Genomic DNA, 26838 nt, shown 5'->3' with positions numbered 1-26838 from the left:
TAACATGCAGGATGTTTTGCCATAGTATTGGTCAGCCTGAAACAAAAAAAGATCCTTGCCAGGTCATCAATTCTGGAGCTGGCTATGCACGGCAATAACGTGATTCGGGTATATCGACATTCAACTGGCGACCCAACCCACTTGCTACCTGATCCAGTGCGCGCCGGTCTCCCTAAGCCCCCAATATCAGCAGCCCAGCCGTTGCCAAGATCGCCTGTTCTCAGCGAGGGGCTGCTGGCCGACTGAAGCGCGGCTAGACTGCCCCCTGAAACGTCGTGTATGGCCTACACTGATTCGACAGATCTCATACATGGCCTGATTCAACTCATTTACTCAGTTAAAACGGAGGGTGCCATCCATCCTGCCGATTTTTTTCTACCACATGTTTTGCAATTGCACATTGTTGTCATTCACCGAATTAAACTTTTATCCTTCAATCGTTACGCCGTGAGGGATCGCTTCCAGCTATTGTTAAGATTACAAGGGAGCAGATATTTGTCTGTGAGGCTAATCATAAGCTTTATTTAAGATGACTAAGATGATTAAGAATTAATTTTGAGAGTTGCGTTTGGCTTTGTGGTAAAAATAATGAATTACAGTTTCGATAACTCCTGTTGAGAAAATTTCTTAAGTTTGATTGAATAGTCGCGCACGTTATTTTTAAGTGGGGGAAAAGAACTGTAAAAAAAATAGCGACGGTTGAATTTTCTTGTAAATATTATCACCGTGGCTGAATAACCACGGTGAAATACTGGCTGTCTCGAGTCCCCTGATAGCCGCACAACCCTTTTATCTATCTGTTTTATTTTTAGAGGCCCTATGTCAACCCGAGCAAATCGTTACACGTTACTGTTTTTTTTCTGCATTTCTGCTCTGTTTTCCTCCCTGACTACCGCGGCTGATTACAAAGAGAATGACCGCTATTTTCTGCAAAAAAGCCCTGTAACCACAGTGCCTGATGTCGTGGAGTTCTTTTCTTTTTACTGCGGACCGTGTTTTCAGTTTTCTCACACTTACAAAGTGACTGACGCCATCGTTAAGAGATTACCTGCGGGTACAAAGTTAACCAAATATCATGTCGGGCTGATGGGGCCTTTAGGACATGAACTGACCGAGGCATGGTCAGTGGCAATGGTTCTGGGCATTGAGAACAAGGTAGAGACGTTGCTGTTTGAGAAAATTCAGCAAGAACACGCTGTCAAAAGTGTTGCTGATATCATGAAGGTGTTTAGCTCGGTTGGCGTTGAGGCTGGACAATATGAAAATACGCGGCGTAGTCTGCCCGTCCAGGCTTTGGTTAAGAAACAGTATGATGCTGTTGAATCGATGAACGTCACGTCAACACCTTCGTTCTACGTACAGGGTAAATACCGCGTCAACAATGCGGCTGTTACCAGCAGCAGCCCCGATGATTATGCGAAAGAATTTGCTGATATCATTCGCTTTTTACTCGATAAAAAACCTTAATCAGTGATGTAAAGCGTACTTTTGTTTAGCTGCTCCTTCCTTTCGCCGGTACTGACTCTGCAAGGAACCATCAGGGAGAGGAGCAGGCTGACTACTCCATTATCATTTTCCTGATTTAACTCCTGACTATCTCGCTGATAACGCATATCATCCTGCACAGCTATGCCGGAACCATCATGCCTTTTTATTCTCTAATGTCTATCGGGGGCGGGTGGGGTGGCCGGTTGTACCGACCTTACACTTGCCTTGACTGTGCGGCTAAATGCTGCCTGACGGCCTAATTTGGAGATAATATGCGTGATTTGAAAGTGGTACTTTGCTCCGCGCTGTTTTCAGCAATAGCATTGTCCAGTGTAGCTTCGGCTTATGCGGATAACGATCCTATAGCTGAAGCCGTTGTTCCTGAGGTACAGGCACCCGCTGTACAAACTCCCGAAAGCCAGAATTCGCTCTCGCAGGCGCCGGGCGAGCAAGGCTCGCAGGCCCAGAGCAACCCCGCCGATCCCTATGATGTAAAAACTTTTTTTGCAGATTTTAAGCGCTTTACCCTCGGTGACGTAGTGCCAGAGCTCTATCGCGGCAAGAAATATGAAATTACCCAATGGAATGTCAGGCATCTGCCCACCCCACAGGCGGACAGTCACTGGACCTATATGGGAGGAAACTATGTGATGATCGCCAATGTTGACGGTAAGATCCTCCAGGCGAAGTCTGGCGAGATCTATTACAAGCATTGATTGCCGATCGTCATCCTGATTCTGATAAGCATCTGAAGCGCCAGTCATCAGGTAAACTCCCTTACCCTGAGCAATCAACTCAGGGTTTCAATATTTACTCACCCGATCCCCCGCTGTTCACACGTTGGTGACGGGCAGCAACAGGCGCCGTGGTTCCGCGATTGAAGCATAGGACGTGCCAACAATCGCCCAACAGCAACCGGCGGAACGGAACAGGATTACGTATCGCGATGAGTAATTCTGCATTAACTTCTGACTGACAATGTTTTACCATCTGTGCCCGACCTCTTCTGAACGATAAATGGACACCTAATGCGTTATTTGGCAGCGCTTATCCCCGTAGTCGCATTACTGGCCGCCTGTAGCAGTCAGCCGAAAGACTCGGCGGCTCAACAGCGGGGTAACCCCTTTAAGGGAGGTAGCACCTTCCAGCTTGAACCTTCGCATAGTGGCACGGTGTTAGGTGGCGACTTTGCCAATAATCAGGCAGCCAACGCGTTTATTGATGATATGGTGCGTAAGCACGGTTTTGACCGCGAGCAGTTGCACAACGTACTGGCTCAGGCCAAAAATCTCGATTGGGTCATACGCCTGATGGATCGCCAGGCACCTGCCACGGCTCAGGGTCCAAGTGGCCCCAACGGGGCATGGATACGCTATCGCAGTAAATTTGTTACGCCAGCAAACGTTCAAAACGGCGTAGCATTCTGGAATCAATACCAGGATGTACTACAGCGCGCCCAGCAAAAATATGGCGTTCCGCCAGAAATTATTGTCGGGATCATTGGCGTAGAAACCCGCTGGGGTCGCGTTATGGGCAAAACGCGTATCCTTGACGCGCTGGCAACGCTTTCATTTAACTATCCGCGACGCGCCCAGTATTTTAGCGGTGAGCTCGAAACCTTCCTTCTGATGGCGCGTGAAGAAGATGACGATCCGCTTGATTTGCGGGGTTCCTTTGCCGGCGCAATGGGATATGGCCAGTTTATGCCGTCGGCGTTTAAACAGTATGCGGTTGATTTTAATGGCGATGGACACATCAACCTGTGGGATCCGGTCGATGCAATCGGCAGCGTGGCGCATTATTTTCAGGCTCACGGATGGCTGACGAACGGTACTGTGGCGGTTGAAGCTGATGGACAGGCACCCGGACTGGAAAGCGGTTTTAAAACCCGCTATACGGTCTCCTCGCTAAATGCAGCCGGACTGTCTTCAAAGATACCCCTGGATAATCATCAACAGGTTAGCCTGCTGAAATTTGATATGGGTAAACGTTATCAATACTGGTATGGCTTGCCCAACTTCTACGTCATCACTCGCTATAATCACAGCAACCACTATGCGATGGCGGTTTGGCAACTGGGGCTGGCGGTGCGTGATGCGCGCTAGCTTCTGACCCCCGTTTACTCATCATTAAAGCAGCCAGACTGATGTTTATGCTGGCTGCACTTTCCTGTCATTCTTCAATCTAATCCGCAGTGGCACCCTGCACATCGGTACTTTCGATCTGGTTCATATGACTCCCGGGTTTTGAAACGACAAGATGTTTTCGATGTGAAAACATCTTCAGCGTATTCCCCCTCGGCGCAAAAAAATGCTGTTATGCAGTTCTGAAGATACGCCGCAAAAATGGTGGTGACCGCGTCGTGTTCAACTGAAAAGTGCTACTCTCTTGTTCTGGATTGATGGGGAGGGCAGAACGCGATGACGGATAATGAATTAACCCAATTAAGCACGCGTATCGGCCAGCTTTTGCTGGCTCGTAACGCGAGTGTGACGACCGCCGAGTCTTGTACCGGGGGCTGGGTTGCCAAGGTGCTGACGGATATTGCCGGGAGCTCTGCCTGGTTCCAGCGTGGCTTTGTCACCTATAGCGATACCGCCAAGCAGCAGATGATCGGCGTAACGGCGCAGTCGCTAGCGCAGTTCGGTGCGGTGAGCAGTCAGGTAGTGAGTGAAATGGCCTTGGGGGCACTACATGAAGCCGGGAGTCAGTATGCCGTGTCGGTGAGCGGCATTGCCGGGCCGGATGGCGGCAGTGAAGAGAAACCCGTTGGTACGGTTTGGTTTGGCTTCGCCTCTGTAAGTGGTGAAGTACTGACGTTAGTACGCTGTTTTAGCGGTGACCGTGAAGCGGTTCGCCGTCAGGCTACGGGCTGGGTTCTTCAAACTTTGCATGACCATTTTCTTAGAAATTAAACTTGATACTGTATGACTATACAGTATAATCAGTGCATATCTTATCGACCAAGCAACGTTCGCGTGTGCTTTACCCGCATGATTAGGAGTAGAAATGGCTATTGACGACAACAAGCAAAAAGCACTGGCAGCAGCGCTGGGCCAGATTGAAAAGCAGTTTGGCAAGGGCTCCATCATGCGCCTGGGTGAAGACCGCACGATGGACGTAGAGACCATCTCTACCGGCTCTTTATCACTGGATATCGCGCTGGGCGCTGGCGGCCTGCCAATGGGGCGCATTGTCGAAATCTACGGGCCGGAATCTTCAGGGAAAACGACGCTAACTCTGCAGGTTATCGCCGCTGCGCAACGTAAGGGTAAAACCTGTGCGTTTATCGATGCCGAGCACGCGCTGGATCCCGTCTATGCTAAAAAACTGGGCGTCGATATCGATAATCTGCTGTGTTCTCAGCCTGACACCGGCGAACAGGCGCTGGAAATCTGCGATGCGTTGGCGCGTTCTGGTGCCGTTGATGTCATTATTGTTGACTCCGTTGCGGCGCTGACGCCGAAGGCTGAAATTGAAGGCGAAATTGGCGATTCTCATATGGGCCTTGCGGCACGTATGATGAGTCAGGCAATGCGTAAGCTGGCCGGTAACTTGAAGAATTCAGGTACTCTGCTGATCTTTATCAACCAGATCCGTATGAAAATCGGCGTGATGTTCGGCAATCCGGAAACCACCACCGGCGGTAACGCGCTGAAGTTCTACGCTTCCGTTCGTCTTGATATTCGCCGTATCGGTGCGATTAAAGAGGGCGATGAAGTGGTCGGCAGCGAAACTCGCGTTAAAGTGGTGAAGAACAAAGTTGCAGCCCCATTCAAGCAGGCTGAATTCCAGATTATGTATGGCGAAGGGATCAACATTTTCGGTGAACTTGTTGACCTGGGCGTGAAGCATAAGCTGATTGAAAAAGCAGGCGCCTGGTATAGCTACAACGGCGATAAAATTGGTCAGGGTAAAGCGAATGCGGGTAACTTCCTCAAGGAAAACTCGGCTATTGCCAATGAAATTGATGCTAAGCTGCGTGAAATGCTGCTGGGCAATCAGGACGATAAGCCTGATTTCACCCCGGCTGCGCATGAAGTGGATGAAGGCAGCGAAGCTAAAGAAAACTTCTGATACCTGCTGGGGCGTCCTTAGTTTTGGGCGCTCCGTCCTGCCATTCACTACAGAATGACCCATGTCGAAAGGGGGCTGACAGAGAGCCCCTTCTTACCATTGTTAAAATCAGCCCCCCTCGTACTATCGATAAATTAGACTATCGTCATCAACCTAATACGATTTTTACTCGCAAGCATCGCCATCAAACGCTACCCTGAACTTTTCAGCCTGTTTCATTAACATTCGTGGGTGCCGCTATGTCAGATACCACTGAACGAACCCGCCATGCGAAACTGCTGGAGCGGGCAACGCGCATCCTTGCGATGCGCGATCACAGTGAGGCAGAGTTTCGCCGTAAGTTGGTGCAATCCAGCGAGCGTGCCGCGCGATTCGCGAAAAGCGAAACCCCACCGGAACCGCCGAGCGCGGAAGAGCTCGATAAGGTCGTTGACTGGTGTTATCAGCACGGCTGGCTGGATGATGCGCATTTTGCCGAACGTTATCTGGCTGGGCGCAGCCGCAAAGGCTACGGGCCGCAGCGCATCCGTCAGGAGCTTGGGCAGAAGGGGGTGGAAAAAAGTTTGATTGATGAGGCGCTGTCTGCCGCCGAAATAGACTGGCAGAGCCAGGCTTTTAACCTGGCCGAACGTAAATTCGGGCATCCTCTTCCCACTGCGTGGGAGCAGAAAGTAAAAGTGCAGCGCTATCTGATGACTAAAGGCTTCTATATGGAAGATATCCGCGCTATTTACGAGAATTTTGGTCATTGAACATCAATCCGATTTTACTTCCCCCTGAAGAAAATTTATCTTATCCCTCACTTTTTGTTCGTGCGTCGCCGCAGTCGAAGCAGTAGCGGCATAGTAAGACCCACGAAATATTCGTTAGCGTGATTCAGGACAAATATGAGCAAGAGCACTGCGGAGATCCGTCAATCGTTTCTCGACTTTTTCCAGAGCAAGGGACATCAGGTTGTAGCCAGTAGCTCCCTCGTTCCTAATAACGACCCGACGCTGCTATTCACCAACGCGGGGATGAACCAGTTCAAAGACGTTTTTCTTGGCCAGGATAAGCGCAGCTATTCCCGTGCTACCAGTTCCCAGCGTTGCGTACGTGCCGGTGGGAAACACAATGACCTGGAAAATGTCGGTTATACCGCGCGCCATCACACCTTCTTCGAGATGCTAGGCAACTTTAGCTTTGGTGATTACTTCAAGCAGGAGGCCATTGCCTTTGCCTGGGAGCTGCTGACCAGCGACCAGTGGTTTGGTCTGCCGAAAGAAAAACTTTGGGTAACAGTCTACGAGACTGACGACGAAGCCTTTGAAATTTGGGAAAAAGAGATTGGTGTACCGCGCGAACGCATCATTCGTATTGGTGACAATAAAGGCAGTGCTTACGCCTCGGACAATTTCTGGCAAATGGGGGATACCGGTCCCTGCGGCCCGTGTTCGGAGATTTTCTTTGACCACGGTGATCATATTTGGGGCGGCCCGCCGGGAAGTCCAGAAGAAGATGGTGACCGTTATATAGAAATCTGGAATATCGTCTTTATGCAGTTTAACCGTCAGTCTGACGGGACCATGCTGCCGCTGCCGAAGCCTTCAGTTGATACCGGGATGGGCCTTGAGCGTATCACTGCCGTGCTGCAACACGTTAATTCTAACTATGAAATTGATCTGTTCGCTCAATTGATTAAATCAGTGGCGCAGGTGACGGGGGCGGAGGACCTTAGCAATAAATCGCTGCGTGTTATTGCCGACCATATTCGTTCCTGTGCATTCCTGATTGCGGATGGTGTTATTCCATCCAATGAAAACCGTGGCTATGTGTTGCGCCGTATTATTCGTCGTGCGGTGCGTCATGGCAATATGCTGGGCGCAGAGGGAACCTTCTTCTTCAAACTGGTGGCCCCGCTGATTGCCGTTATGGGGACGGCCGGTGAAGATTTGAAACGCCAGCAGTCGCAGGTTGAGCAGGTGCTGAAAACCGAAGAGGAGCAGTTCGCAAAAACGCTGGAACGCGGGCTTGCACTTCTGGACGAAGAGCTTGAAAACCTGCAGGGCGATACGCTGGATGGAGAAACTGTATTCCGTCTGTACGACACCTTTGGTTTCCCTGTCGACCTGACCGCAGATGTTTGTCGTGAGCGTAATCTGAAAATTGATGAGGCAGGTTTCGAGCGTGCCATGGAGCAACAGCGCCAGCGTGCGCGTAAAGCCAGTGGCTTCGGTGCCGATTACAATAATGTGATCCACATCGATCAGGCGTCAGAATTCAAAGGCTATCAACAGTTGCAACTCAACGCTGCAATTACTGCTATCTTTGTTGATGGAGAGTCGGCTGATACGATTAGCGCCGGTCAGGAAGGGGTTATCGTGCTGGATTCCACGCCTTTCTACGCCGAGTCTGGTGGGCAGGTTGGCGACACCGGGGAACTGCGAGGCAATAGTGCGAGCTTCATGGTCAGCGATACCCACAAATATGCTCAGGCGATTGGGCATAGCGGTAAGCTGGCTGCCGGTAAGCTGCGCGTGGGCGACTCTGTGTCGGCACAGGTTGACGAGGCGCGCCGTGAGCGTATTCGTCTTAATCACTCTGCCACCCATTTGCTGCATGCTGCATTGCGTCAGGTTCTCGGTCATCATGTGGCGCAGAAAGGTTCATTGGTTAACGATAAATATCTGCGTTTCGATTTTTCTCATTTCGAAGCCATGACGGCACAAGAAATTCGCCAGGTGGAAGAAATCGTCAATGCCCAGGTGCGCCGCAATCTGTCGATTGAAACCAACATTATGGAGTTGGAAGCGGCGAAAGCGCATGGTGCCATGGCGCTGTTCGGTGAGAAGTATGATGACCACGTGCGTGTACTCAGCATGGGCGACTTTTCGACCGAACTGTGCGGCGGCACGCATGCCAACCGCACCGGTGACATCGGCCTGTTCCGTATCACGTCGGAATCGGGGACCGCAGCGGGTGTGCGCCGCATCGAAGCCGTTACGGGTGAAGGTGCGCTGGCGCTGTTGTATAGCCAGAACGAGCAGCTGGTCGATATCGCTCATCTGGTGAAGGCCAATAACAGCAATCTGAATGAAAAAGTGCGTGCGCTGCTTGACCACACGCGGGCGCTTGAAAAGCAGCTACAGCAGCTTAGAGATCAGCAGGCTGCGCAAGAAAGTGCATCACTAAGCAGCAAAGCGGTGACGTTAAAAGGAACCAAACTGCTGGTTAGCGAATTAAGTGATGTCGAGCCGAAAATGCTACGTACGATGGTAGACGATCTGAAAAATCAGCTTGGATCTGCAATTATCGTGCTGGCGACTGTCGTCGATGGAAAAGTTTCCCTGATTACCGGGGTGACTAAAGATTTGACCGATCGCATCAAAGCAGGAGAGCTGGTGGGCGAACTGGCCCTACAGGTTGGCGGTAAAGGTGGTGGCCGTCCCGATATGGCTCAGGCAGGTGGCGCGGATGCACTGGCTTTGCCAGCGGCGCTGGCCGGCGTTGAGTCATGGGTGGCAGCAAAGCTGTAATACGCTATCCCAAATGATTAGGGGTTTAGGAAGGTGGCAAGGCCGTTAACCAGGATAAGCTGGCTGGAGCCAGCAAATTGGGGTAACACAGCTCTGCCACAGCTGCCTGAATGACCAGGGCCTGGAAATGGCTGGTAACTCGGCCATAACGTCTGCAGGGTGAAGTAGAAGGGTACAGAAACGTATCGCAATGAGTGTGCCAGAGGCTAAAAATTCTGGTGTTTATTCCTGACGACGCGCTTCTGCAACATAAAGTCGGGTTGATGATGTTGTTTTCGGCTAAACTAAGTAGCAGCGGAATGTAATGGTAGTCATGTGCACTTTGCGTGTATTTGCTCTATCCAGCGTTTAGCGTTATGTGATGGATAATGCCGGGACGCAGCGAACCCGACTCTTTTAATCTTTCAAGGAGCAAAGAATGCTTATTCTAACTCGTCGAGTTGGTGAAACCCTCATGATCGGTGATGAGGTGACTGTAACTGTGCTGGGAGTCAAAGGTAACCAGGTGCGTATTGGTGTGAACGCCCCTAAAGAAGTTTCGGTGCATCGCGAAGAGATCTATCAGCGCATTCAGGCCGAAAAGACGCAGCAAACGAGTTACTAACGTATCCAGCGTCTCGCTTTTCATAGCGAGGCGCTAACGTTCCTTTGTTTTATCTTATTCTCCTCTTTTGATTTGCCCTTTCCTCTGCCAGCTTCATAGCTAAGACTCTTTTTTATCCCACTTCAACGTTTATGTGTGGCTTATTCAACGGGCGGACCGCTTGATTCTCTGTTGATAAATCACTCTTTTTGCCGTGAAAGTGGGCATATTGCGTGGCATTTGTGCAATCAGTTGCGGCTAACGAAAAAAGCGGGAGAAATTGTTTGACTTACAACGCCCAGAAAGTAATATGTGCGCCACGCAGTGCCGATGAGCAGTTAGAAAGCTTTGAAGCACAACTCGAAAGAGTGCTAGTGGTGAGGTGGCCGAGAGGCTGAAGGCGCTCCCCTGCTAAGGGAGTATGCGGTCAAAAGCTGCATCCGGGGTTCGAATCCCCGCCTCACCGCCATTTTGCATCCATAGCTCAGCTGGATAGAGTACTCGGCTACGAACCGAGCGGTCGGAGGTTCGAATCCTCCTGGATGCACCATATTCTGCAAGATAGGAAGCAACCTTGGGTTGGCATTTTTGAGAAGTTGTCACAGCCAGCGCAGAGGAGAATAACGTAGATTTAGCCACTTCCCGTAAGGGTAAAGCAAATCTAAACAATCTTCTTGGTAGCCCTATATGCTAAAGCTGCTTTTGCGGCTTTAATTTTGAGTAGTAACAGATGCTGACCTGATAGTCTGCATCTTGTGAGTTATTAGCACACTGCGTTATACAAGAATTTAATATGCATCCATAGCTCAGCTGGATAGAGTACTCGGCTACGAACCGAGCGGTCGGAGGTTCGAATCCTCCTGGATGCACCATTCTTAAGTATTCCATCAGTTTTATGCTTTATATCCCACTTGTCATTCCCCAATGCATCCATAGCTCAGCTGGATAGAGTACTCGGCTACGAACCGAGCGGTCGGAGGTTCGAATCCTCCTGGATGCACCATATTTTGTAATATTGGAAGTAACCTTAGGTTGGCATAATTGTGAATATTTCACAGCAAGCACTAAGGGTGATAACGTTGCTTTAGCAACGGCCCGTCAGGGTGAGGCGCAGCCGAATAATCCTCCTGGATGCACCATATTTTGCAAGACAGGAAGCAACCCTGGGTTGGCATGAATGTGAACTGTTCACAGCCAGTACTGAGGATGATAACGTTGCTTTAGCAACGACTCGTCAGGGTAAAGTAAAGCCGAACAATCCTCCTTCTTATGCTCTCGCTAGTCTCATTGAACCAACCCTGTTTCCTTTTCCCCGTTTATCTTTATGTTGTTCTCCTTGTCAGACTTCTTGTTCTGCACCTATCTAATGATATTCTTTTCGTCACTGACATAATTTTTGCCACTTCACGGTCAGAGCGACATTCACGCTGCTTTTAAGCTAAAGTATTCATTCCGCTCTCAGGATGGACATAAGAATGTACGATGATTACGAGGGTTTGATCTTCGATATGGATGGCACCATCCTTGACACAGAGCCAACGCACCGTGAAGCCTGGCGTCAGGTGCTTTTGCAATATGGGCTTAGCTTTGACGAAAAGATCCTGACCGGCCTGAATGGTTCTCCCACCTGGCGTATTGCGCAGGCAATCGTTAGCGCCCACCAGAGCGATCTCGATCCTTACCGGCTGGCTGCTGAAAAAACACAGCTGCTGAAGACCATGCTGTTTGATGTCGTGCAGCCGTTACCGCTGATTGAAGTGGTGAAAGCGTATAAAGGACGCCGTCCGATGGCGGTAGGAACCGGTAGTGAGCGGGCCATGGCGGTGGCCCTGTTACAGCATATTGGTGTGTACCATCATTTCGATGCCGTTGTTGGAGCAGATGATGTTAAACGTCATAAGCCAGAACCTGATACCTTTCTGCGCTGCGCCGAATTAATGGGCGTACCCGCAGCACGCTGTGTCGTATTTGAGGACGCAGAATTTGGCCTGCAGGCAGCGCGGGCAGCGGGAATGGATGCGGTGGATGTCAGAGAACTGTGAATGAGTGGTTGTCTTACGGTTCGATGTTGACCAGCAGCTTTCTGAGTGCCACGCTGTTGCCCGGTAGTTCGGAAGCTTTACTGGTCGGGTTGGTGGTGGCAGAACGAGTTTCTGTCAGTGCACTGGTGGTATTTGCCGCGCTGGGAAATACCCTGGGGGGGTTAACCAACATTGTTATAGGCCGTTTTATACCGTTAAAAAATCAGGGGCGATGGCATGGTACGGCGGCGGAATGGCTAAGGCGTCTGGGACCTGCTGCACTGCTTTTCAGCTGGTTGCCGATAATAGGCGATCTGCTGTGCGTGGTTGCCGGCTGGCTACGTTTTCCCTGGCTGCCGATGGTGGTTTTTCTTGCCGTTGGGAAGACCTTGCGTTATATCGTGCTGGCAGCCGCAACACTTCAGGGCATGGAATGGTGGCATTGATTCGCTTTCAGGCGGCGCTGCGATTAACATTATGCTTAACAATAATATATTTTCTCTCTGCGGGAGGTCAATTTGATCCCGGATGTATCACAGGCGCTTTCCTGGCTGGAAGCTCATCCAGATGCACTTAACGGTATTGGTCGCGGTATTGAGCGCGAAACGTTGCGCGTCAGGCCCGATGGATATCTGGCTACCACCGCCCACCCGACTTCTCTTGGAGCGGCCTTAACGCATAAGTGGATTACTACGGATTTCGCGGAGGCGCTGCTAGAGTTTATTACGCCGGTCGATCGGGATATCGATCGCCTGCTGGCCTTTTTGCGTGACATCCATCGCCATACTGCCCGTGAGCTAGGTGAAGAGCGCATGTGGCCAATGAGCATGCCGTGCAGGGTTGAGCGCGACGGAGATATTGAGCTGGCGCAGTACGGTTCTTCCAACATCGGACAGATGAAGACGCTGTATCGTCAGGGGTTGAAAAACAGATATGGCGCGCTGATGCAGGTCATCTCCGGCGTACACTACAACTTCTCGCTGCCGCTCTCCTTCTGGCAGGCATGGGCTGGCGTTAACGATGCGGAAAGTGGCAAAGAGGCGATCTCCGCAGGCTATCTGCGCTTAATACGTAACTATTATCGCTTCGGATGGGTGATCCCGTATCTTTTCGGGGCATCTCCGGCTATCTGCTCTTCTTTCCTGCAGGGCAAAGAAAGCAAGCTGCCGTTCGAGCACGGCGATAACGGCATGCTGTCGCTGCCCTATGCGACCTCGCTGCGCCTGAGCGATCTCGGCTACACCAATAAATCGCAGAGCAGTCTGGGTATCGCTTTCAACAATTTGCCTGACTATATTTCAGGCCTGAAGGCGGCGATTAAAACCCCTTCAGAAGAGTTTGCGGCGATGGGGGTGAAAGATAAAAACGGCGACTGGCTGCAGCTCAATACGAACGTGCTCCAGATTGAAAACGAACTTTATGCCCCTATCCGCCCTAAGCGCGTGACGCGCTCGGGGGAAGCGCCCTCCGACGCGTTGCAACGCGGTGGCATCGAATATATCGAGGTGCGTTCGCTGGATATTAATCCCTTCTCGCCAATCGGCGTGGATGCGGATCAGGTACGTTTTCTCGATCTTTTCCTTATCTGGTGCGCGCTGGCCGATGCCCCGGATATGGACAGTGCTGAGCTGGCCTGCACACGTAAAAATTGGAACCGGGTGATCCTCGAAGGGCGTAAGCCGGGGCAAACCATCGGTATAGGATGTGGCAAAACAGAGCGTCCGCTGGTGGATGTAGGCAAAGCGTTGTTCAGAGATTTGCTGCGCGTTGCGAAAACGCTCGATAGCCAGGGTGGCGAGTGCCAATATCAGGAGGTGTGTGAGCGGCTGGCTGCATCTTTCGACGATCCGGATTTGACCTACTCCGCCCGTTTCCTGCGGACTCTCCAGGATAACGGCATTGAAAAAACCGGGATGGCGCTGGCAGAGCAGTATCGTGCCCAGCTGCGTGAAGAGCCGCTGCAGGTGCTGACAGAACAACGCTTCCACGACGAGGCGCAGCGTTCAAGGCAGAGCCAGAGCGAGATTGAAGAAAGTGACACCCTTAGCCTGGAAGCCTTCTTGCAAGGTAAAAGCTAGGGGCAAAAAGAAAAGGCCACATCAATGTGGCCTAAATTAACATCTCTGTTGTCAGGGATGAGATGATGATAACGAATACGCGTCTTTCATATATTCAGACGTCTGGCGATCGAGAAAGTTTCATCGCATCAAAAATAAATTAAATTGCTGAGGTAACCATATGCCATTGCTGGATAGTTTTACCGTCGATCACACCATCATGGCGGCACCTGCCGTACGCGTAGCCAAGACCATGCAGACCCCGCATGGTGACACTATTACGGTGTTCGACCTGCGTTTCTGCCGTCCTAATAAAGAAGTGTTACCCGAGCGCGGCATTCACACGCTGGAGCACCTGTTCGCGGGCTTTATGCGTGACCACCTGAACGGTAACGGCGTAGAAATCATCGATATCTCACCTATGGGATGTCGCACCGGCTTTTATATGAGCCTGATTGGCGTTCCGGACGAGCAGCGTGTGGCCCAGGCATGGAAAGCGGCGATGAACGACGTTCTGAAAGTCGCTGACCAGCGTCAGATCCCTGAACTGAACGAGTATCAGTGCGGCACGTTTGAAATGCACTCGCTCGACGAGGCACAGGATATCGCTCGCCATATCATTGAGAACGACATTCGCGTTAACCGGAACGATGAACTTGCGCTGCCAAAAGAGAAGCTGAAAGAGCTCCATATTTAGTCAGTTGCGAGAAGAGAAAAGGCGACCTGATGGGGTCGCCTTTTTTTTCGGCAGGGAGCGGGCTATGAGCCGATTGACTCCTTCAGCGGCTTTTGTGGCGTAATGCGCACCTGCTTAATCATATTCTCCTGAACATCAAGAATATCCACCGCATAATGAGAAATATGCACGGTGGCACCCGATAACGGAATATCCTGAATTTCCTCGAGGATCATGCCATTAATTGTGCGGGCATCCGCTTCCGGCAGCGTCCAGTTAAACACTTTATTTATTTCACGGACGTTGGCACCGCCTTCGATCAGCACCGAGCCGTCGTTCTGCGGCATCACCTCTTCCGCCAGCGTAGGCGACATGGACGTGGTAAAGTCACCCACGATCTCTTCCAGAATATCTTCGATGGTGACCAGCCCTTTGACATCGCCGTATTCATCAACCACCAGCCCGACTTTTTCTTTATTACGCTGAAATTTCACCAGCTGGACATTAAGCGGGGTGCCTTCCGGCACGTAATAGATTTCGTCCGCCGCGCGCAGCATCACCTCTTTGGTAAACTCTTTTTTCTCCGTCATCAAACGATAGGCTTCGCGCACGCGCAACATACTGATGGTGTCGTCGAGCGAATCCCGATACAGCACGATACGACCATGTGGTGAATGCGTCAGCTGGCGCACGATCGATTTCCAGTCGTCGTTAATGTTGATCCCGACGATTTCATTACGCGGCACCATAATGTCATCAACATTGACCTTCTCCAGATCCAGCACGGACAACAGCATATCCTGATTGCGGCGCGACATTAACGAGCGTGATTCGTAGACAATGGTGCGCAGCTCTTCCTTGCTCAAAGCCCCACTGATAACAGCATCACTGCTGATGCCAACCAGGCGCATCAGTATGCGCGTAATGGTGTTCAGCAGCCACACCAGCGGCATCATCACCACCTGAAGTGGCCCCAGCAGAACGCTGCTGGGAAAAGCAACCTTTTCCGGGTAGAGCGCCGCAACGGTTTTCGGCAGGACCTCAGAAAAAACCAACACCAGGAAGGTCAGTATGCCGGTCGCTATCGCAACGCCGGCATCGCCGTACAGGCGCATACCAACAATAGTGGCCAGCGCCGAGGCCAGAATATTGACCAGATTGTTGCCAATCAGCACCAGGCTGATCAGGCGGTCAGGACGGCGCAGAAGTTTCTCGACCCGGCGTGCGGCGCGATTGCCGTTTTTAGCCTGATGACGCAGCTTATAGCGATTCAGCGTCATCATGCCGGTTTCGGAACCGGAAAAGTACGCTGAAACCAGGATCATAACGATCAGCGTAATAATCAGGGTAGTGGTTGAAACGTGTTCCACGAGCGGTCCTTGTGGTAAATCAGGAGGTTAAAAAGTGCTGCAGCATGCGGCTACCAAAGTAGGACATGGTGAGCAAAAAAGCGCCGCCGCAGTTGAACCACACCACGCGGCGACCGCGCCAGCCTTCATGGTAATGGCCCCACAGCAGCACGATATAGAGGAACCAGGCGACAATAGACAGTACCGCTTTATCAATATTTTCGCGGCTGAACAGATCGTGCATAAAAAATAATCCGGTGCATAACACCAGCGTCAGCAGCACAACGCCGATTTGAGTGATATGGAACATCTTACGTTCGATCGTCATCAGCGGGGGGATATCGGTGCTAAAAGCCAGCTTCTTATTTTTCAGCAGCCAGTCGATCCATGCAAGCTGTAGCGCGTACAGTGCGGCAATAATCAGCGTGGCATAAGCAAACAGCGCCAGACCGATGTGCACCATCATGCCCGGCGTGGTTTCCAGATGAGTAATAAAGGCATTGGGAACAAAGGTAGCAAACGCCAGGTTAATCAACGCAAAGCTGTAAACTATCGGCAGCAGGATCCAGCCCCTGTCACGTGAGGCGACGATGGTCATAATGATGCAGATTAGCAGGCTAACCAGCGAGGCAATGTTCAGCAGGCTGAGGTTTTGACCGCCATCTTGGGCAAAGATACGCTGTTCCAGCGCCACGGCATGGCATACCAGGGCAACGATAGCAGAGAGCACCGCCAGACGCCGCCATGTGCTGTTTTTACGCAGCAGGCTGGGGATGATTAGAGCAAGGCTGAATGAGTAGGCGAATAGCGCCAGAATCGCAATTACGGACATAGCTTTCGTCAGGTACCGGCCGGATAAGGAAAAATTCAGTATAGCGCCAGCGGCTGCTGGCTCCAAACGATCTCATCGTATATGGCTGAGATCCCGGCGGGATCATGTTATAATCCGCGCAATTGTGTCGCCACGGCGGCCTCTCATTACGTTGAGCGAGAGACGATGTTTGATAATTTAACCGATAGACTATCGCAGACCCTGCGCAATATCAGCGGCCGTGGACGGCTGACAGAAGACAATATTAAAGACACGCTGCGCGAAGTGCGCATGGCATTATTGGAAGCAGACGTTGCGCTGCCGGTAGTGCGTGACTTTATCGGACGCGTTAAAGAACGTGCCGTTGGTCAGGAAGTAAACAAAAGCCTGACGCCGGGTCAGGAGTTCGTCAAGATCGTGAAAAACGAGCTGGTGGCGGCGATGGGGGAGGAGAACAACACGCTGAACCTGGCGGCACAGCCTCCGGCGGTGATCCTGATGGCGGGTCTGCAGGGGGCGGGTAAAACCACCAGCGTCGGCAAACTCGGTAAATTTCTGCGTGAAAAGCACAAGAAAAAAGTGCTGGTGGTCTCTGCCGACGTCTACCGCCCGGCGGCAATCAAACAGCTGGAGACGCTGGCAGAACAGGTTGGCGTAGATTTCTGCCCGTCCGACCTTAGCCAGCAGCCGGTAGACATCGTTAAAAACGCCTTACAGCAGGCCAGGCTGAAGTTCTACGATGTGCTGCTGGTGGATACCGCCGGTCGTCTGCACGTCGATGAAGCGATGATGGACGAGATCAAGCAGGTTCACGCCGCGATTAATCCGGTCGAAACGCTGTTTGTTGTCGATGCCATGACCGGTCAGGATGCGGCCAATACCGCTAAGGCGTTCAACGAAGCGCTGCCGTTAACCGGTGTGGTACTGACGAAAGTGGATGGTGATGCCCGTGGCGGTGCTGCGCTGTCGATTCGCCATATCACCGGGAAGCCGATTAAGTTTATGGGGGTCGGTGAGAAGACCGAGGCCCTGGAACCTTTCTATCCTGACCGTATTGCCTCGCGTATTCTGGGCATGGGCGATATGCTGTCGCTGATCGAAGATATTGAAAGTAAGGTCGATCGCGCCCAGGCAGAGAAGCTGGCCAGCAAGCTGAAGAAAGGCGATGGTTTTGACCTGAACGACTTCCTCGACCAGCTCAAGCAGATGCGCAATATGGGCGGTATGGCCAGCCTGATGGGTAAACTGCCGGGCATGGGGCAGCTGCCGGATAACGTTAAGTCACAGATGGACGATAAGGTGTTGGTGCGCATGGAAGCGATGATCAACTCCATGACGCGCAAAGAGCGCCAAAAGCCGGAGATCATCAAAGGCTCGCGCAAGCGCCGCATTGCCACCGGTTCGGGTATGCAGGTGCAGGACGTTAACCGCTTACTTAAGCAGTTCGACGACATGCAGCGCATGATGAAAAAGATGAAGAAGGGCGGTATGGCGAAAATGATGCGCGGCATGAAAGGTATGATGCCGCCTGGTTTCCCAGGCCGTTAAGCCGTCCGGAAAATGGCGCAGGCGAATTAGATTGCTTTTTGCGCCAAAATGAGTAAAATTTTCGGGCTTTTTATATTGCATCCGGGCCCCGTTCCCTCAATGGGGCCCGGTTGTTTTATTAACTAAAGAGGATGTTATGGTAACAATTCGTTTGGCACGTCACGGCGCTAAAAAGCGTCCGTTTTATCAGGTAGTCGTCACCGACAGCCGCAATGCTCGTAACGGCCGCTTCATCGAGCGCGTTGGTTTCTTCAACCCGATCGCTTCAGGTCAGGCTGAGGCACTGCGTCTGGATCTGGACCGCATTGAGCACTGGGTTGGCCAGGGCGCTACTCTGTCCGATCGCGTTAACGCGCTGATCAAGCAAGCTAAGAAAGCAGCTTAATCTGTCACGGTGGTCAACATGAGCAAGCAACTCACCTCGCAGCCTCCCGCTACCCCGTTAATTCTGGGAAAGATGGGCTCTGCCTATGGTATTCGTGGTTGGCTCAAAGTGTTTTCCTCCACCGAAGACGCCGAAAGCATTTTTGACTATCAGCCGTGGTTTATTCAGCGTGCGGGTCAATGGCAGCTTGTCGAGCTGGAAGGCTGGAAGCGCCACAATCAGGACATGATCATCAAAGTCAAAGGCATTGACGATCGTGATGCCGCGGGTCTGCTGACCAATTGCGAAATTGTCGTGGATTCAGAGCAACTGCCGGAGCTGGATAACGGCGACTATTACTGGAAAGACCTGATGGGCTGCCAGGTAGTCACTGTTGAAGGTTATGAGCTGGGTAAAGTCATCGATATGATGGAAACCGGTTCAAACGACGTTCTCGTCGTCAAGGCTAACCTGAAGGATGCGTTTGGTGCGCAGGAGCGGTTGATCCCGTTCCTCGATGAACAGGTTATCAAGAATGTCGATCTCACTACCCGCACCATCAAAGTAGATTGGGATCCTGGTTTTTGAGCTCCGAACAAAACGGTAATACTCCGGCGCAGAGTCTGTGGATTGGCATAATCAGCCTGTTCCCAGAGATGTTTCGCGCAATTACCGATTACGGAGTAACTGGCCGGGCAGTAAAAAATGGCCTGCTCAGCATTCAGAGCTGGAGTCCACGTGACTTCACTCATGACCGGCACCGTACCGTGGATGAACGTCCTTACGGCGGCGGACCGGGAATGCTAATGATGGTTCAACCCTTGCGGGATGCCATTCACGCAGCAAAAGCGGCGGCAGGGGAAGGCGCTAAGGTGATTTATCTGTCACCTCAGGGGCGTAAACTCGATCAGGACGGGGTTTGCGAACTGGCGACCAACCAGAAGTTAATTCTGGTTTGCGGTCGCTACGAAGGGATTGACGAGCGCGTAATCAAAACCGAAATCGATGAAGAGTGGTCGATTGGCGATTACGTACTCAGTGGTGGCGAGCTGCCAGCAATGACGCTGATTGACTCGGTTTCCCGGTTTATACCGGGGGTACTGGGAAAACAGGCGTCGGCCGAGGAAGACTCTTTTTCTGACGGTTTGCTGGATTGCCCACACTATACCCGCCCTGAAGTGTTGGAAGAGATGGAGGTTCCGCCGGTTTTACTGTCGGGCAACCATGCTGATATTCGCCAATGGCGCCTGAAACAGTCGTTGGGCCGTACCTGGCTTAGAAGACCTGAACTTCTGGAAAACCTGGCTCTGACTGAAGAGCAAGCAAAGTTGCTGGCTGAGTTCCAACGCGAACACACCCAGGCAACAAAACGATGATACGGCTGGATTAATCCGCCTTAACTATCAGTTTACCCAGGATAAGAGATTTTATTATGAGCAACATTATTAAGCAGATTGAACAAGAACAGCTGAAACAGGACGTACCTTCATTCCGTCCGGGTGATTCCGTGGAAGTGAAAGTATGGGTCGTTGAAGGGGCTAAAAAGCGTCTGCAGGCATTCGAGGGCGTGGTTATCGCTATTCGTAACCGCGGTCTGCACTCTGCATTCACTGTTCGCAAAATTTCCAACGGCGAAGGTGTTGAGCGTGTCTTCCAGACTCACTCACCGGTAATCGACAGCATCACCGTTAAACGTCGTGGTGCCGTGCGTCAAGCCAAACTGTACTACCTGCGTGAGCGTACTGGTAAGTCTGCACGTATCAAAGAGCGTCTGGGCTAAGGTATCGCTAACGCGACATCGACTAGTTAATAGCAAACAAGGGGCTGACCGAAAGGTTGGCCCCTTTTTTTGTCTGATGTCATCCTCTCTACACGGCTCAGTCACTTAGAATAGAGCATCGGACAGACTAACTTGAGTCACTTTGTCTCAACTTACTGGTAAAGTTTTACCCGGATTATCTTGCCTATAGCGTTTAGAAACGGCCTCAATACATGATGTGCTATCGTCAAGCAGGTGAGAGTTGGCTTTTTTTGCTTTTTCAAAGGCGTCACTGATGCCCTTATCCAGCATATTGGGATTTTTAAAGGCAGGGACCTGTGTAAGCGGGTTGCCATTTTTTTGTGAGTCAGTCTGGCAAAGTCGGCTAATCTGACTATATAAAGATCCCACCCCGTCAGCGCTTGCCACCATTGGCAGAGTACTCAGTGACAAAACAAACATCATTTTTTTCATCGTTAACCTCTTTCAGTGTCGGTGTGTTGTTTTGCAGGCGATGCTTCCATCGCTCCGCTGGCCGCGCGCAGCAGTGCTACCACCAGCGGTGACAGCGCGTTACGCAGCGCGGCACGTTCAGACTGGAACAGCGTGGCGGCGTAAAAGCGGTGGCCCGGCAGCTCCATTGCCCGCACCTCGCCCTCACGATCGTGTGCGCTCAGGCGCAGCGGATAGGATTTAAGGTCGGCGACAAAATCAGGATTAACGCCAAAGTTGCAGTGATAGCCTTCCGTGATCTCCGTCTTGCCGTATGCCTGTGCCAGCAGCGTGCCCGGCTCAATCAATATATCCCCGGTTTTTTCCACCAGAGAACAGCTTAATGGCGCGATCACCAGTCGCCCACCGCTGTCAGTTTCGGCATGGCCGGCGTCGCTCCAGCCCATGACGTTGCGCGCATATTCCACGATAGCGTACTGGAACCCGCCGCAGGAACCGAGGAACGGCACGTTGTTTTCACGCGCCCAGGTAATAGCCAGAAAAGCGCCGTCATCATTGATATAGGGGCTGCCGGGTACCAGCCAGATGGCATCATACTCACGTAGCTGGCCACGATCGGTGACGCTGGCAGTGGGCAGCCAGCATGGGCTGACGTCAAGGTTCAGGAATTGTGCGGCAAGCCTTATCGCCTGCGGTATGGCCTGATGCGCAACGGCATCGGCACGGTAATCACCAACCAGAGCTAAACGAACAGGGGGCATTTGCGTGTTCCATTCAGGTAAAAAAATATCCTATTAGAGGATTCAGGTGCTGGCAAGCGGGCCGGGGCCTTCATATGATGGCAACCCGTCTTTTACCAGGAGAAGAACATGACACAGCGCATGAATGAATTTGGCCAGCCTGTTGGTGCAGCGTTGCCTGACTGGAAGCCTGCCTCTCTGCCAGCAGCAGCAACAATGAACGGACGCTACTGCCGGCTGGAGCCGTTAGACTGCGTGCGGCACGGCAACGATCTTTTTGCGGCTTATGCCGCTGCGCCCGATAACAGTGACTGGACGTACCTGACGGAAGATCGCCCTTCTTCATTGGCGGCTTTTCATCTCTGGCTGCGCCAGCGGGCGGCGGAAAAAAGCTTTATTACCTTCACCGTTGTTTGCGCGCGGCGCAATAAGCCGCTTGGGCTGGTATCTTATTTACGTATCGACCCGGCTAACGGTTCGCTTGAGATTGGCGGAGTGACCTGGTCGCCATTGATGAAGCGCACGGCGATCGGGACTGAATCCTTATGGCTGATGATAGCGAACGCCTTTGCGCTGGGCTATCGGCGCTGTGAGTGGAAGTGTGATTCACTGAATGCCCCATCGCGCAACGCGGCGCTGCGTCTGGGCTTTACCTATGAAGGAACCTTCCGCCAGATGATGACACGTAAAAATCGTTCGCGTGATTCTGACTGGTTCTCGATTATTGATGGCGAGTGGCCAGTGCTGGATAAGGTTTTGCGTCACTGGCTGTCGCCAGCAAATATTGATGAGCAGGGACAGCAGCGGGTAGCGTTAAGCCACCTGATGCGGTCGATGCAGGTGGTAGATAGCGGTATCGATCGGCCCGCTGGCTAAGACAATCAGGCCGAAGCGAACATCAATCAGTTTGGCTCCGACCCGGGTCGCCACCGCGCGGCTGGCGTGATTGCTCTCTGCAATAAGAATTTCGATCGTCTCCGCTTTTCGCTGCATAAATGCTTTCGCAGCCAGCATGCGCACCGCCGTGCTGGCAATCCCCTTACGCTGTTCGCCGCAGCGTACCCAGTAACCGAGTGCAGGCTTGCTACCCTGCTCGTCAGCATAGCGTATTCCTACACCACCCAGCAGCTGCCCATCATTGCTGAAGATCCCTGACTCATCAGCCTGCTCCCGCTGGCGTTGAAGATGAGTATAGTGAAACCACTTCAGCGCATCTTCCGGCGTATAGTTCTCATGCGCCCAGCCCATCCACGGAAGCAGAGTGCCCAGTGACTCATTAACGGCATGAGCAAAAGCATCGGCATGGCTATCTTCAAAAGGGCGTAACACTAAGTTCATCAGATCTCCAAATGTTGGACAACGCGGCTGAGCACGGTGGTGGACAGAGGATATACCACATCAGCCCTAATGGTTTGAGCGGACACGAAAAACCAGTAATTTATGAATAGTTCAATCGTATTGTGTAAAGATAATATTACAGTATCATCATTGTTGTATTTTATATAACTTACTGTTTTTATGTATTTTATATCTGATGGATAGAGTTTTTTGTGCAGGAGTTAAATTTAATGTACATATAATTTTGCGACATGTACGTCTTATGGTACATTTTATTTCAATCTTCTAAGGGCCCGACTACACGAATCACCAGGATAACGATCATGCAAAAAGATGCGCTCAATAACGTCCATATCGCTGATGAACAGATTTTGATAACCCCGGAATTACTGAAAAATCAGTACCCGCTTAACAATGCGCTGGAAGGGCAAGTTACCGCTTCACGCCGGATTATCTCCGACATTATCAGCGGTAAAGATCATCGTTTACTGGTGGTGTGCGGCCCTTGCTCTATACACGATCCTGAGGCCGCGCTGGCTTATGCCCGCGATCTCAAAAAGCTGGCCGATAAGGTAAACGACAGGCTGTATATTGTGATGCGCGTCTACTTCGAAAAGCCGCGTACTACCGTAGGCTGGAAAGGACTGATCAACGATCCGCATATGGATAACACCTTCGACATGGAAACCGGGCTGCATATTGCCCGTAAACTCCTGCTGAATTTGGTAGAGATCGGCCTGCCGCTGGCGACAGAAGCGCTTGACCCCAACAGCCCGCAATACCTCGGCGATCTGTTCAGCTGGTCTGCCATCGGTGCGCGTACTACCGAGTCGCAAACACACCGTGAAATGGCGTCGGGCTTGTCAATGCCGGTTGGATTCAAAAACGGGACGGATGGCAGTCTCGCAACGGCGATCAATGCCATGCGCGCAGCGGCACAGCCGCATCGTTTTGTCGGTATCAACCAGGCAGGGCAGGTCTGCCTGCTGCAAACCCAGGGCAACCCGGACGGGCATGTGATCCTTCGCGGGGGTAAACAGCCTAACTATGGGCCGCAGGATGTGGCGCAGTGTGAAAAAGAGATGCAGCAGGCAGGACTCCGCCCCTCCTTGATGATAGATTGCAGTCATGGAAATTCGAATAAAGACTTTCGTCGCCAGTCGGGTGTCGCCGAGTCTGCGGTCGCGCAGATCAAAGATGGCAACCGCTCCATTATCGGCCTGATGCTGGAAAGCAACATTCATGAAGGCAATCAGTCTTCCGAACAGCCGCGTAGTGAAATGCGCTATGGCGTTTCCGTAACCGATGCCTGCATCAACTGGGAAACGACCGAAAAATTGTTGCAGGACATTTATCAGGATCTGGATGGGGCACTGGCGGCGCGTCTGTCGCAAGAGGATTAACGAGTTATGGTGTCTGAACTGAGCGCGCTACGCGATCAAATTGATGAAGTGGATAAAGCGCTGCTGGATCTCCTGTCCAGAAGGCTGTCGCTGGTGGCGGAAGTCGGTGAGGTAAAAAGCCGCCACGGGCTGCCGATTTACGTGCCTGAACGCGAAGCGACTATGCTGGCCTCGCGTCGCAAAGAAGCTGAAAATTTGGGAGTGCCGCCTGACCTTATCGAGGACATTCTGCGCCGGGTGATGCGTGAGTCGTATACCAGTGAAAACGATAAAGGCTTTAAAACGTTATGCCCCGAACTGCGCCCGGTGGTGATTGTTGGCGGGAAAGGGCAGATGGGGCGGCTGTTTGAAAAGATGCTAACCCTGTCCGGCTATCGGGTGAAAATTCTGGACAAAGACGACTGGGATAATGCAGAAAGCCTGCTTGCTGACGCCGGTATGGTGATCATTAGCGTGCCTATCCATTTAACTGAAAAGGTGATTGGCGAGCTGCCGCCGCTGGCACAGGACTGCATTCTGGTTGATCTCGCCTCCGTGAAGAATAAACCGCTGCAGGCTATGCTGGCTGCGCATTCGGGCCCGGTATTGGGTTTACACCCGATGTTTGGCCCGGACAGCGGAAGCCTGGCGAAGCAGCTGGTGGTGTGGTGCGATGGTCGGCAGCCGGAAGCCTACCGCTGGTTCCTTGACCAGATTCAGGTTTGGGGAGCCCGCCTGCATCGCATTGGTGCGGTGGAGCACGATCAGAATATGGAGTTTATCCAGGCGCTGCGCCACTTCGCTACCTTTGCCTATGGTCTGCACCTGGCTGAAGAAAATGTCAATCTGGAGGAGCTGCTGGCGCTCTCATCGCCCATTTACCGTCTGGAGTTGGCCATGGTTGGTCGACTGTTCGCTCAGGATCCGCAGCTCTATGCGGATATCATCATGTCCTCGGAAAACAACCTGGCGCTGATTAAGCGCTACTATCAGCGTTTTGGTGAGGCGATTAAGCTATTGGAACAGGGTGATAAGCAGGCGTTTATCGGCAGCTTCCGTCAGGTGGCGCAGTGGTTCGGCGACTACGCAAGCCGTTTTCAGGCGGAAAGCCGCACGCTGTTACGCCAGGCCAACGACAGCCGGGCTTAAGCGAGCATACTAAAAGAGGTTGCACCAGGCTTTGGCTTTTTCCCATACCGGCAACGTTTTATCCGCCGTCGGCTCGACAGTGTCTGCCGTAGAAACGCAGACGCCAGCCAGTCTGCCTGTAATTTTGCTGATGTCATCAGGTGCGGCATGACGTTACCGGCTTAACGATCTTGCGAACGTGGGCCTGAATAATCAGGATGAAGAAAAAACGCCAGCCTGATAAGGCTGGCGCAAGCTTAGCGATTACTGTGGATCGATGGCGACAATATTCTCACTCGGGTAGCAGCCCAGCACCTTCAGAGAGCGGGTGATCGGTGTCAGTTCTTGCAGCGCCTGCTGCACCTCTTCGCTACGCAAATTCCCCTGGAAATCGATGTAAAACATCTCCTGCCACGGATTGCCGTTGATGGGGCGTGATTCCAACTTGCTCATGGTCAGATGGTGTTTACGCAGCACCAACAGGGCTTCTACCAGCGCACCGGCCTGCTGACCGGTAGCCATGATCAGCGTAGTCTTTGCCGGCACCTGAAGCGATACTTCCACCGGTTTGCGCGCCAGCACGATAAAGCGGGTGATGTTTTGGCGCTGGTTGGCAAGATTACGCTCCAACACCTGCAATCCATATAGCGCACCGCCGGCTTCACTGCCCAGTGCGGCAACTTTTGGCGAGTTCATGGCGGCGACTTTTTCCATGGCGGCGGCGGTGCTTTCCGTATACTCAATTTTCCAATGTGGGTAGCGGTTAACAAACTGGCTGCATTGCTGGAACGGCTGCGGGTGACTGTAGACCGTCTCAACCTGCTGTAGGTCTGTGCTGCCGGAAACCAGCACGCAGTGATCGATGGGGATGGTGATCTCCCCGACAATAGACAGGCTGGTTTGCTGTAGCAGATCGTAAACGTCGGTAATAGAGCCGGAGGTGGTGTTTTCAACCGGCAGTACAGCGTAGTCAGCCTGACCGGTTTCTACCTGATTAAATATATCGTGGAACTTCAGGCAGCCACACTCAATAAAATTATCAAAGTGACGTGCGGCATAATGGCGTGAGGCCAGGTGTGAGTAAGATCCTTTGGGGCCAAGAAATGCGATACGTGCCGAATGCGCGTTGGTATTGTTCAGATGCTTTTGCAGTAGAGCCTGCTGGGTGAGCACTGAATCTTCGATAATCTGTTGGAACAGGCGCGTAATATAGTGGGCATCGAGTTTGTGGCTTTTCCCTAATGCGACCAAATGCTCAAGAAGGTCGCGTTCACGGTCAATATCGCGTACCGGACGATGGGTGGCCATCTTGGCTTCGGCAACTTCTACGGCCAGCGCACGGCGCTGTGCCAGCAGCGTTAGCAGTTGTTCATCCAGTGCGCTGATTTTACCGCGCAGAGCCAGCAACGGGTTTTCGGGGTTCATATTTGCTACCTGTCAGTGTCGCTAAAAAAAAAGCCTCCCGGGGGGAGGCTTTATTGTTCGTCTTCGCATGACTTCTTACACGACGAATCGCCTCCCTGATCAGGGGAAGGTAAAGAAGGTAAAA

The 26838-nt window shown here is 52.0% G+C and carries 26 protein-coding genes, 4 tRNA genes and 1 other annotated feature (1 of these 31 running past the window's edge); of the genes, 24 read left to right on the top strand and 6 right to left on the bottom strand.

Going from position 1 to position 26838, the window contains the following annotated elements:
* Window positions 1–819: 819 nt before the first annotated feature.
* The 16 genes from ETA_RS14565 (at window position 820) to luxS (ending at window position 14438) form a co-directional block, all read left to right on the top strand.
* Window positions 820–1467, top strand: coding sequence for a protein disulfide oxidoreductase DsbA (locus tag ETA_RS14565; RefSeq protein ID WP_012442379.1), 648 nt, complete (start codon window positions 820–822; stop codon window positions 1465–1467).
* Between the two features lie 293 nt (window positions 1468–1760).
* Window positions 1761–2204, top strand: coding sequence for an RcnB family protein (locus ETA_RS14560; RefSeq protein ID WP_012442378.1), 444 nt, complete (start codon window positions 1761–1763; stop codon window positions 2202–2204).
* A 312-nt stretch (window positions 2205–2516) separates the two neighbouring features.
* Entirely contained in the window at window positions 2517–3593 is a 1077-nt protein-coding gene (gene mltB / locus ETA_RS14555; RefSeq protein ID WP_012442377.1) for a lytic murein transglycosylase B, read from the top strand.
* A gap of 315 nt (window positions 3594–3908) precedes the next feature.
* Window positions 3909–4403 carry a nicotinamide-nucleotide amidase gene (gene pncC, locus ETA_RS14550; protein WP_012442376.1) on the top strand — a complete coding sequence of 165 codons (495 nt, stop codon included), beginning with the start codon at window positions 3909–3911 and terminating at the stop codon, window positions 4401–4403.
* Between the two features lie 94 nt (window positions 4404–4497).
* Window positions 4498–5565, top strand: coding sequence for a recombinase RecA (gene recA, locus ETA_RS14545; protein WP_012442375.1), 1068 nt, complete (start codon window positions 4498–4500; stop codon window positions 5563–5565).
* Between the two features lie 239 nt (window positions 5566–5804).
* A complete protein-coding gene (locus ETA_RS14540; RefSeq protein ID WP_012442374.1) occupies window positions 5805–6317 on the top strand; it encodes a regulatory protein RecX in 513 nt (170 codons plus the stop codon).
* Window positions 6318–6452: 135 nt separating this feature from the next.
* Window positions 6453–9080, top strand: coding sequence for an alanine--tRNA ligase (gene alaS, locus ETA_RS14535; RefSeq protein ID WP_012442373.1), 2628 nt, complete (start codon window positions 6453–6455; stop codon window positions 9078–9080).
* 418 nt (window positions 9081–9498) lie between these two features.
* Window positions 9499–9684 (top strand): carbon storage regulator CsrA, encoded by a 186-nt coding sequence (gene csrA, locus ETA_RS14530; protein ID WP_004155916.1) that lies wholly within the window; start codon window positions 9499–9501, stop codon window positions 9682–9684.
* Window positions 9685–10039: 355 nt separating this feature from the next.
* Window positions 10040–10132, top strand: a tRNA-Ser gene (locus ETA_RS14525).
* A gap of 4 nt (window positions 10133–10136) precedes the next feature.
* Window positions 10137–10213 (top strand) — tRNA-Arg (locus ETA_RS14520).
* 245 nt (window positions 10214–10458) lie between these two features.
* Window positions 10459–10535, top strand: a tRNA-Arg gene (locus tag ETA_RS14515).
* 54 nt (window positions 10536–10589) lie between these two features.
* Window positions 10590–10666 (top strand) — tRNA-Arg (locus tag ETA_RS14510).
* Window positions 10667–11138: 472 nt separating this feature from the next.
* Window positions 11139–11705, top strand: coding sequence for a fructose-1-phosphate/6-phosphogluconate phosphatase (yqaB, locus tag ETA_RS14505; RefSeq protein WP_012442372.1), 567 nt, complete (start codon window positions 11139–11141; stop codon window positions 11703–11705).
* A gap of 23 nt (window positions 11706–11728) precedes the next feature.
* Window positions 11729–12130, top strand: a complete 402-nt coding sequence (locus ETA_RS14500; RefSeq protein ID WP_083772850.1) for a YqaA family protein — start codon at window positions 11729–11731, stop codon at window positions 12128–12130.
* A gap of 72 nt (window positions 12131–12202) precedes the next feature.
* A complete protein-coding gene (gene gshA / locus ETA_RS14495) occupies window positions 12203–13762 on the top strand; it encodes a glutamate--cysteine ligase (RefSeq protein WP_012442370.1) in 1560 nt (519 codons plus the stop codon).
* Between the two features lie 160 nt (window positions 13763–13922).
* Window positions 13923–14438, top strand: coding sequence for an S-ribosylhomocysteine lyase (gene luxS / locus ETA_RS14490; RefSeq protein ID WP_012442369.1), 516 nt, complete (start codon window positions 13923–13925; stop codon window positions 14436–14438).
* Between the two features lie 62 nt (window positions 14439–14500).
* Here luxS and ETA_RS14485 read toward each other — a convergent pair whose 3' ends face one another.
* Together ETA_RS14485 and ETA_RS14480 are read right to left on the bottom strand one after the other, a co-directional pair.
* Window positions 14501–15787: an HlyC/CorC family transporter gene (locus ETA_RS14485; RefSeq protein ID WP_042959096.1), complete on the bottom strand. Its 1287-nt coding sequence runs from the start codon at window positions 15785–15787 to the stop codon at window positions 14501–14503.
* A 19-nt stretch (window positions 15788–15806) separates the two neighbouring features.
* The gene (locus ETA_RS14480) at window positions 15807–16598 is read right to left on the bottom strand and encodes a cytochrome C assembly family protein (protein ID WP_012442367.1); all 792 of its coding nucleotides are present in this window, start codon (window positions 16596–16598) and stop codon (window positions 15807–15809) included.
* A gap of 165 nt (window positions 16599–16763) precedes the next feature.
* On the opposite strand from ETA_RS14480, the gene ffh reads away from it, so the two are divergent.
* The 5 genes from ffh (at window position 16764) to rplS (ending at window position 20269) form a co-directional block, all read left to right on the top strand.
* Complete coding sequence (gene ffh, locus ETA_RS14475) at window positions 16764–18125, top strand: signal recognition particle protein (protein ID WP_012442366.1); 1362 nt, start codon at window positions 16764–16766, stop codon at window positions 18123–18125.
* A 136-nt stretch (window positions 18126–18261) separates the two neighbouring features.
* Window positions 18262–18510: a 30S ribosomal protein S16 gene (gene rpsP / locus ETA_RS14470; RefSeq protein WP_012442365.1), complete on the top strand. Its 249-nt coding sequence runs from the start codon at window positions 18262–18264 to the stop codon at window positions 18508–18510.
* Between the two features lie 18 nt (window positions 18511–18528).
* Window positions 18529–19077, top strand: a complete 549-nt coding sequence (gene rimM / locus ETA_RS14465; RefSeq protein WP_042959093.1) for a ribosome maturation factor RimM — start codon at window positions 18529–18531, stop codon at window positions 19075–19077.
* Window positions 19078–19112: 35 nt separating this feature from the next.
* The gene (gene trmD, locus ETA_RS14460) at window positions 19113–19865 is read left to right on the top strand and encodes a tRNA (guanosine(37)-N1)-methyltransferase TrmD (RefSeq protein ID WP_083772863.1); all 753 of its coding nucleotides are present in this window, start codon (window positions 19113–19115) and stop codon (window positions 19863–19865) included.
* 56 nt (window positions 19866–19921) lie between these two features.
* A complete protein-coding gene (rplS, locus tag ETA_RS14455) occupies window positions 19922–20269 on the top strand; it encodes a 50S ribosomal protein L19 (protein WP_012442362.1) in 348 nt (115 codons plus the stop codon).
* Window positions 20270–20416: 147 nt separating this feature from the next.
* Here rplS and ETA_RS14450 read toward each other — a convergent pair whose 3' ends face one another.
* Both ETA_RS14450 and ETA_RS14445 read right to left on the bottom strand, forming a co-directional pair.
* On the bottom strand, window positions 20417–20722 hold the full coding sequence (locus ETA_RS14450; RefSeq protein ID WP_042959091.1) for a hypothetical protein: 306 nt from the start codon (window positions 20720–20722) through the stop codon (window positions 20417–20419).
* A gap of 2 nt (window positions 20723–20724) precedes the next feature.
* On the bottom strand, window positions 20725–21462 hold the full coding sequence (locus tag ETA_RS14445) for a CTP synthase C-terminal region-related (seleno)protein (RefSeq protein ID WP_012442360.1): 738 nt from the start codon (window positions 21460–21462) through the stop codon (window positions 20725–20727).
* A gap of 108 nt (window positions 21463–21570) precedes the next feature.
* Between ETA_RS14445 and ETA_RS14440 the strand changes: the two genes are divergently transcribed.
* Window positions 21571–22317 carry a GNAT family N-acetyltransferase gene (locus ETA_RS14440; protein WP_012442359.1) on the top strand — a complete coding sequence of 249 codons (747 nt, stop codon included), beginning with the start codon at window positions 21571–21573 and terminating at the stop codon, window positions 22315–22317.
* Here ETA_RS14440 and ETA_RS14435 read toward each other — a convergent pair.
* On the bottom strand, window positions 22255–22779 hold the full coding sequence (locus ETA_RS14435; RefSeq protein WP_012442358.1) for a GNAT family N-acetyltransferase: 525 nt from the start codon (window positions 22777–22779) through the stop codon (window positions 22255–22257). The two genes, ETA_RS14440 and ETA_RS14435, sit on opposite strands and share 63 nt — an antisense overlap.
* A 323-nt stretch (window positions 22780–23102) precedes the next feature.
* On the opposite strand from ETA_RS14435, the gene ETA_RS14430 reads away from it, so the two are divergent.
* Window positions 23103–24182 (top strand): 3-deoxy-7-phosphoheptulonate synthase, encoded by a 1080-nt coding sequence (locus ETA_RS14430; protein ID WP_042959090.1) that lies wholly within the window; start codon window positions 23103–23105, stop codon window positions 24180–24182.
* Between the two features lie 6 nt (window positions 24183–24188).
* Entirely contained in the window at window positions 24189–25310 is a 1122-nt protein-coding gene (tyrA, locus tag ETA_RS14425) for a bifunctional chorismate mutase/prephenate dehydrogenase (RefSeq protein ID WP_012442356.1), read from the top strand.
* 243 nt (window positions 25311–25553) lie between these two features.
* Here tyrA and pheA read toward each other — a convergent pair whose 3' ends face one another.
* Window positions 25554–26714 (bottom strand): bifunctional chorismate mutase/prephenate dehydratase, encoded by a 1161-nt coding sequence (gene pheA, locus ETA_RS14420; protein ID WP_012442355.1) that lies wholly within the window; start codon window positions 26712–26714, stop codon window positions 25554–25556.
* A 23-nt stretch (window positions 26715–26737) separates the two neighbouring features.
* Window positions 26738–26838: a sequence feature (Phe leader region), on the bottom strand; it runs 33 nt beyond the window's last position.

The sequence above is a fragment of the Erwinia tasmaniensis Et1/99 genome, assembly GCF_000026185.1.
Classification (GTDB): domain Bacteria; phylum Pseudomonadota; class Gammaproteobacteria; order Enterobacterales; family Enterobacteriaceae; genus Erwinia; species Erwinia tasmaniensis.
This window is presented reverse-complemented; position numbering and strand designations above follow the sequence as displayed.

Excerpts from the sequence above, each read along its gene's own strand:
- ETA_RS14565 (WP_012442379.1), top strand. The coding sequence starts at position 820 with ATGTCAACCCGAGCAAATCGTTACACGTTACTGTTTTTTTTCTGCATT.
- yqaB (WP_012442372.1), top strand. The coding sequence starts at position 11,139 with ATGTACGATGATTACGAGGGTTTGATCTTCGATATGGATGGCACCATC.
- luxS (WP_012442369.1), top strand. The coding sequence starts at position 13,923 with ATGCCATTGCTGGATAGTTTTACCGTCGATCACACCATCATGGCGGCA.
- ETA_RS14540 (WP_012442374.1), top strand. The coding sequence starts at position 5,805 with ATGTCAGATACCACTGAACGAACCCGCCATGCGAAACTGCTGGAGCGG.
- ffh (WP_012442366.1), top strand. The coding sequence starts at position 16,764 with ATGTTTGATAATTTAACCGATAGACTATCGCAGACCCTGCGCAATATC.
- recA (WP_012442375.1), top strand. The coding sequence starts at position 4,498 with ATGGCTATTGACGACAACAAGCAAAAAGCACTGGCAGCAGCGCTGGGC.
- ETA_RS14560 (WP_012442378.1), top strand. The coding sequence starts at position 1,761 with ATGCGTGATTTGAAAGTGGTACTTTGCTCCGCGCTGTTTTCAGCAATA.
- pncC (WP_012442376.1), top strand. The coding sequence starts at position 3,909 with ATGACGGATAATGAATTAACCCAATTAAGCACGCGTATCGGCCAGCTT.
- csrA (WP_004155916.1), top strand. The coding sequence starts at position 9,499 with ATGCTTATTCTAACTCGTCGAGTTGGTGAAACCCTCATGATCGGTGAT.
- ETA_RS14450 (WP_042959091.1), bottom strand. The coding sequence starts at position 20,722 with ATGAAAAAAATGATGTTTGTTTTGTCACTGAGTACTCTGCCAATGGTG.
- ETA_RS14480 (WP_012442367.1), bottom strand. The coding sequence starts at position 16,598 with ATGTCCGTAATTGCGATTCTGGCGCTATTCGCCTACTCATTCAGCCTT.
- rplS (WP_012442362.1), top strand. The coding sequence starts at position 19,922 with ATGAGCAACATTATTAAGCAGATTGAACAAGAACAGCTGAAACAGGAC.
- ETA_RS14430 (WP_042959090.1), top strand. The coding sequence starts at position 23,103 with ATGCAAAAAGATGCGCTCAATAACGTCCATATCGCTGATGAACAGATT.
- pheA (WP_012442355.1), bottom strand. The coding sequence starts at position 26,714 with ATGAACCCCGAAAACCCGTTGCTGGCTCTGCGCGGTAAAATCAGCGCA.
- alaS (WP_012442373.1), top strand. The coding sequence starts at position 6,453 with ATGAGCAAGAGCACTGCGGAGATCCGTCAATCGTTTCTCGACTTTTTC.
- rimM (WP_042959093.1), top strand. The coding sequence starts at position 18,529 with ATGAGCAAGCAACTCACCTCGCAGCCTCCCGCTACCCCGTTAATTCTG.
- ETA_RS14445 (WP_012442360.1), bottom strand. The coding sequence starts at position 21,462 with ATGCCCCCTGTTCGTTTAGCTCTGGTTGGTGATTACCGTGCCGATGCC.
- ETA_RS14435 (WP_012442358.1), bottom strand. The coding sequence starts at position 22,779 with ATGAACTTAGTGTTACGCCCTTTTGAAGATAGCCATGCCGATGCTTTT.
- rpsP (WP_012442365.1), top strand. The coding sequence starts at position 18,262 with ATGGTAACAATTCGTTTGGCACGTCACGGCGCTAAAAAGCGTCCGTTT.
- tyrA (WP_012442356.1), top strand. The coding sequence starts at position 24,189 with ATGGTGTCTGAACTGAGCGCGCTACGCGATCAAATTGATGAAGTGGAT.
- ETA_RS14500 (WP_083772850.1), top strand. The coding sequence starts at position 11,729 with ATGTTGACCAGCAGCTTTCTGAGTGCCACGCTGTTGCCCGGTAGTTCG.
- ETA_RS14440 (WP_012442359.1), top strand. The coding sequence starts at position 21,571 with ATGACACAGCGCATGAATGAATTTGGCCAGCCTGTTGGTGCAGCGTTG.
- mltB (WP_012442377.1), top strand. The coding sequence starts at position 2,517 with ATGCGTTATTTGGCAGCGCTTATCCCCGTAGTCGCATTACTGGCCGCC.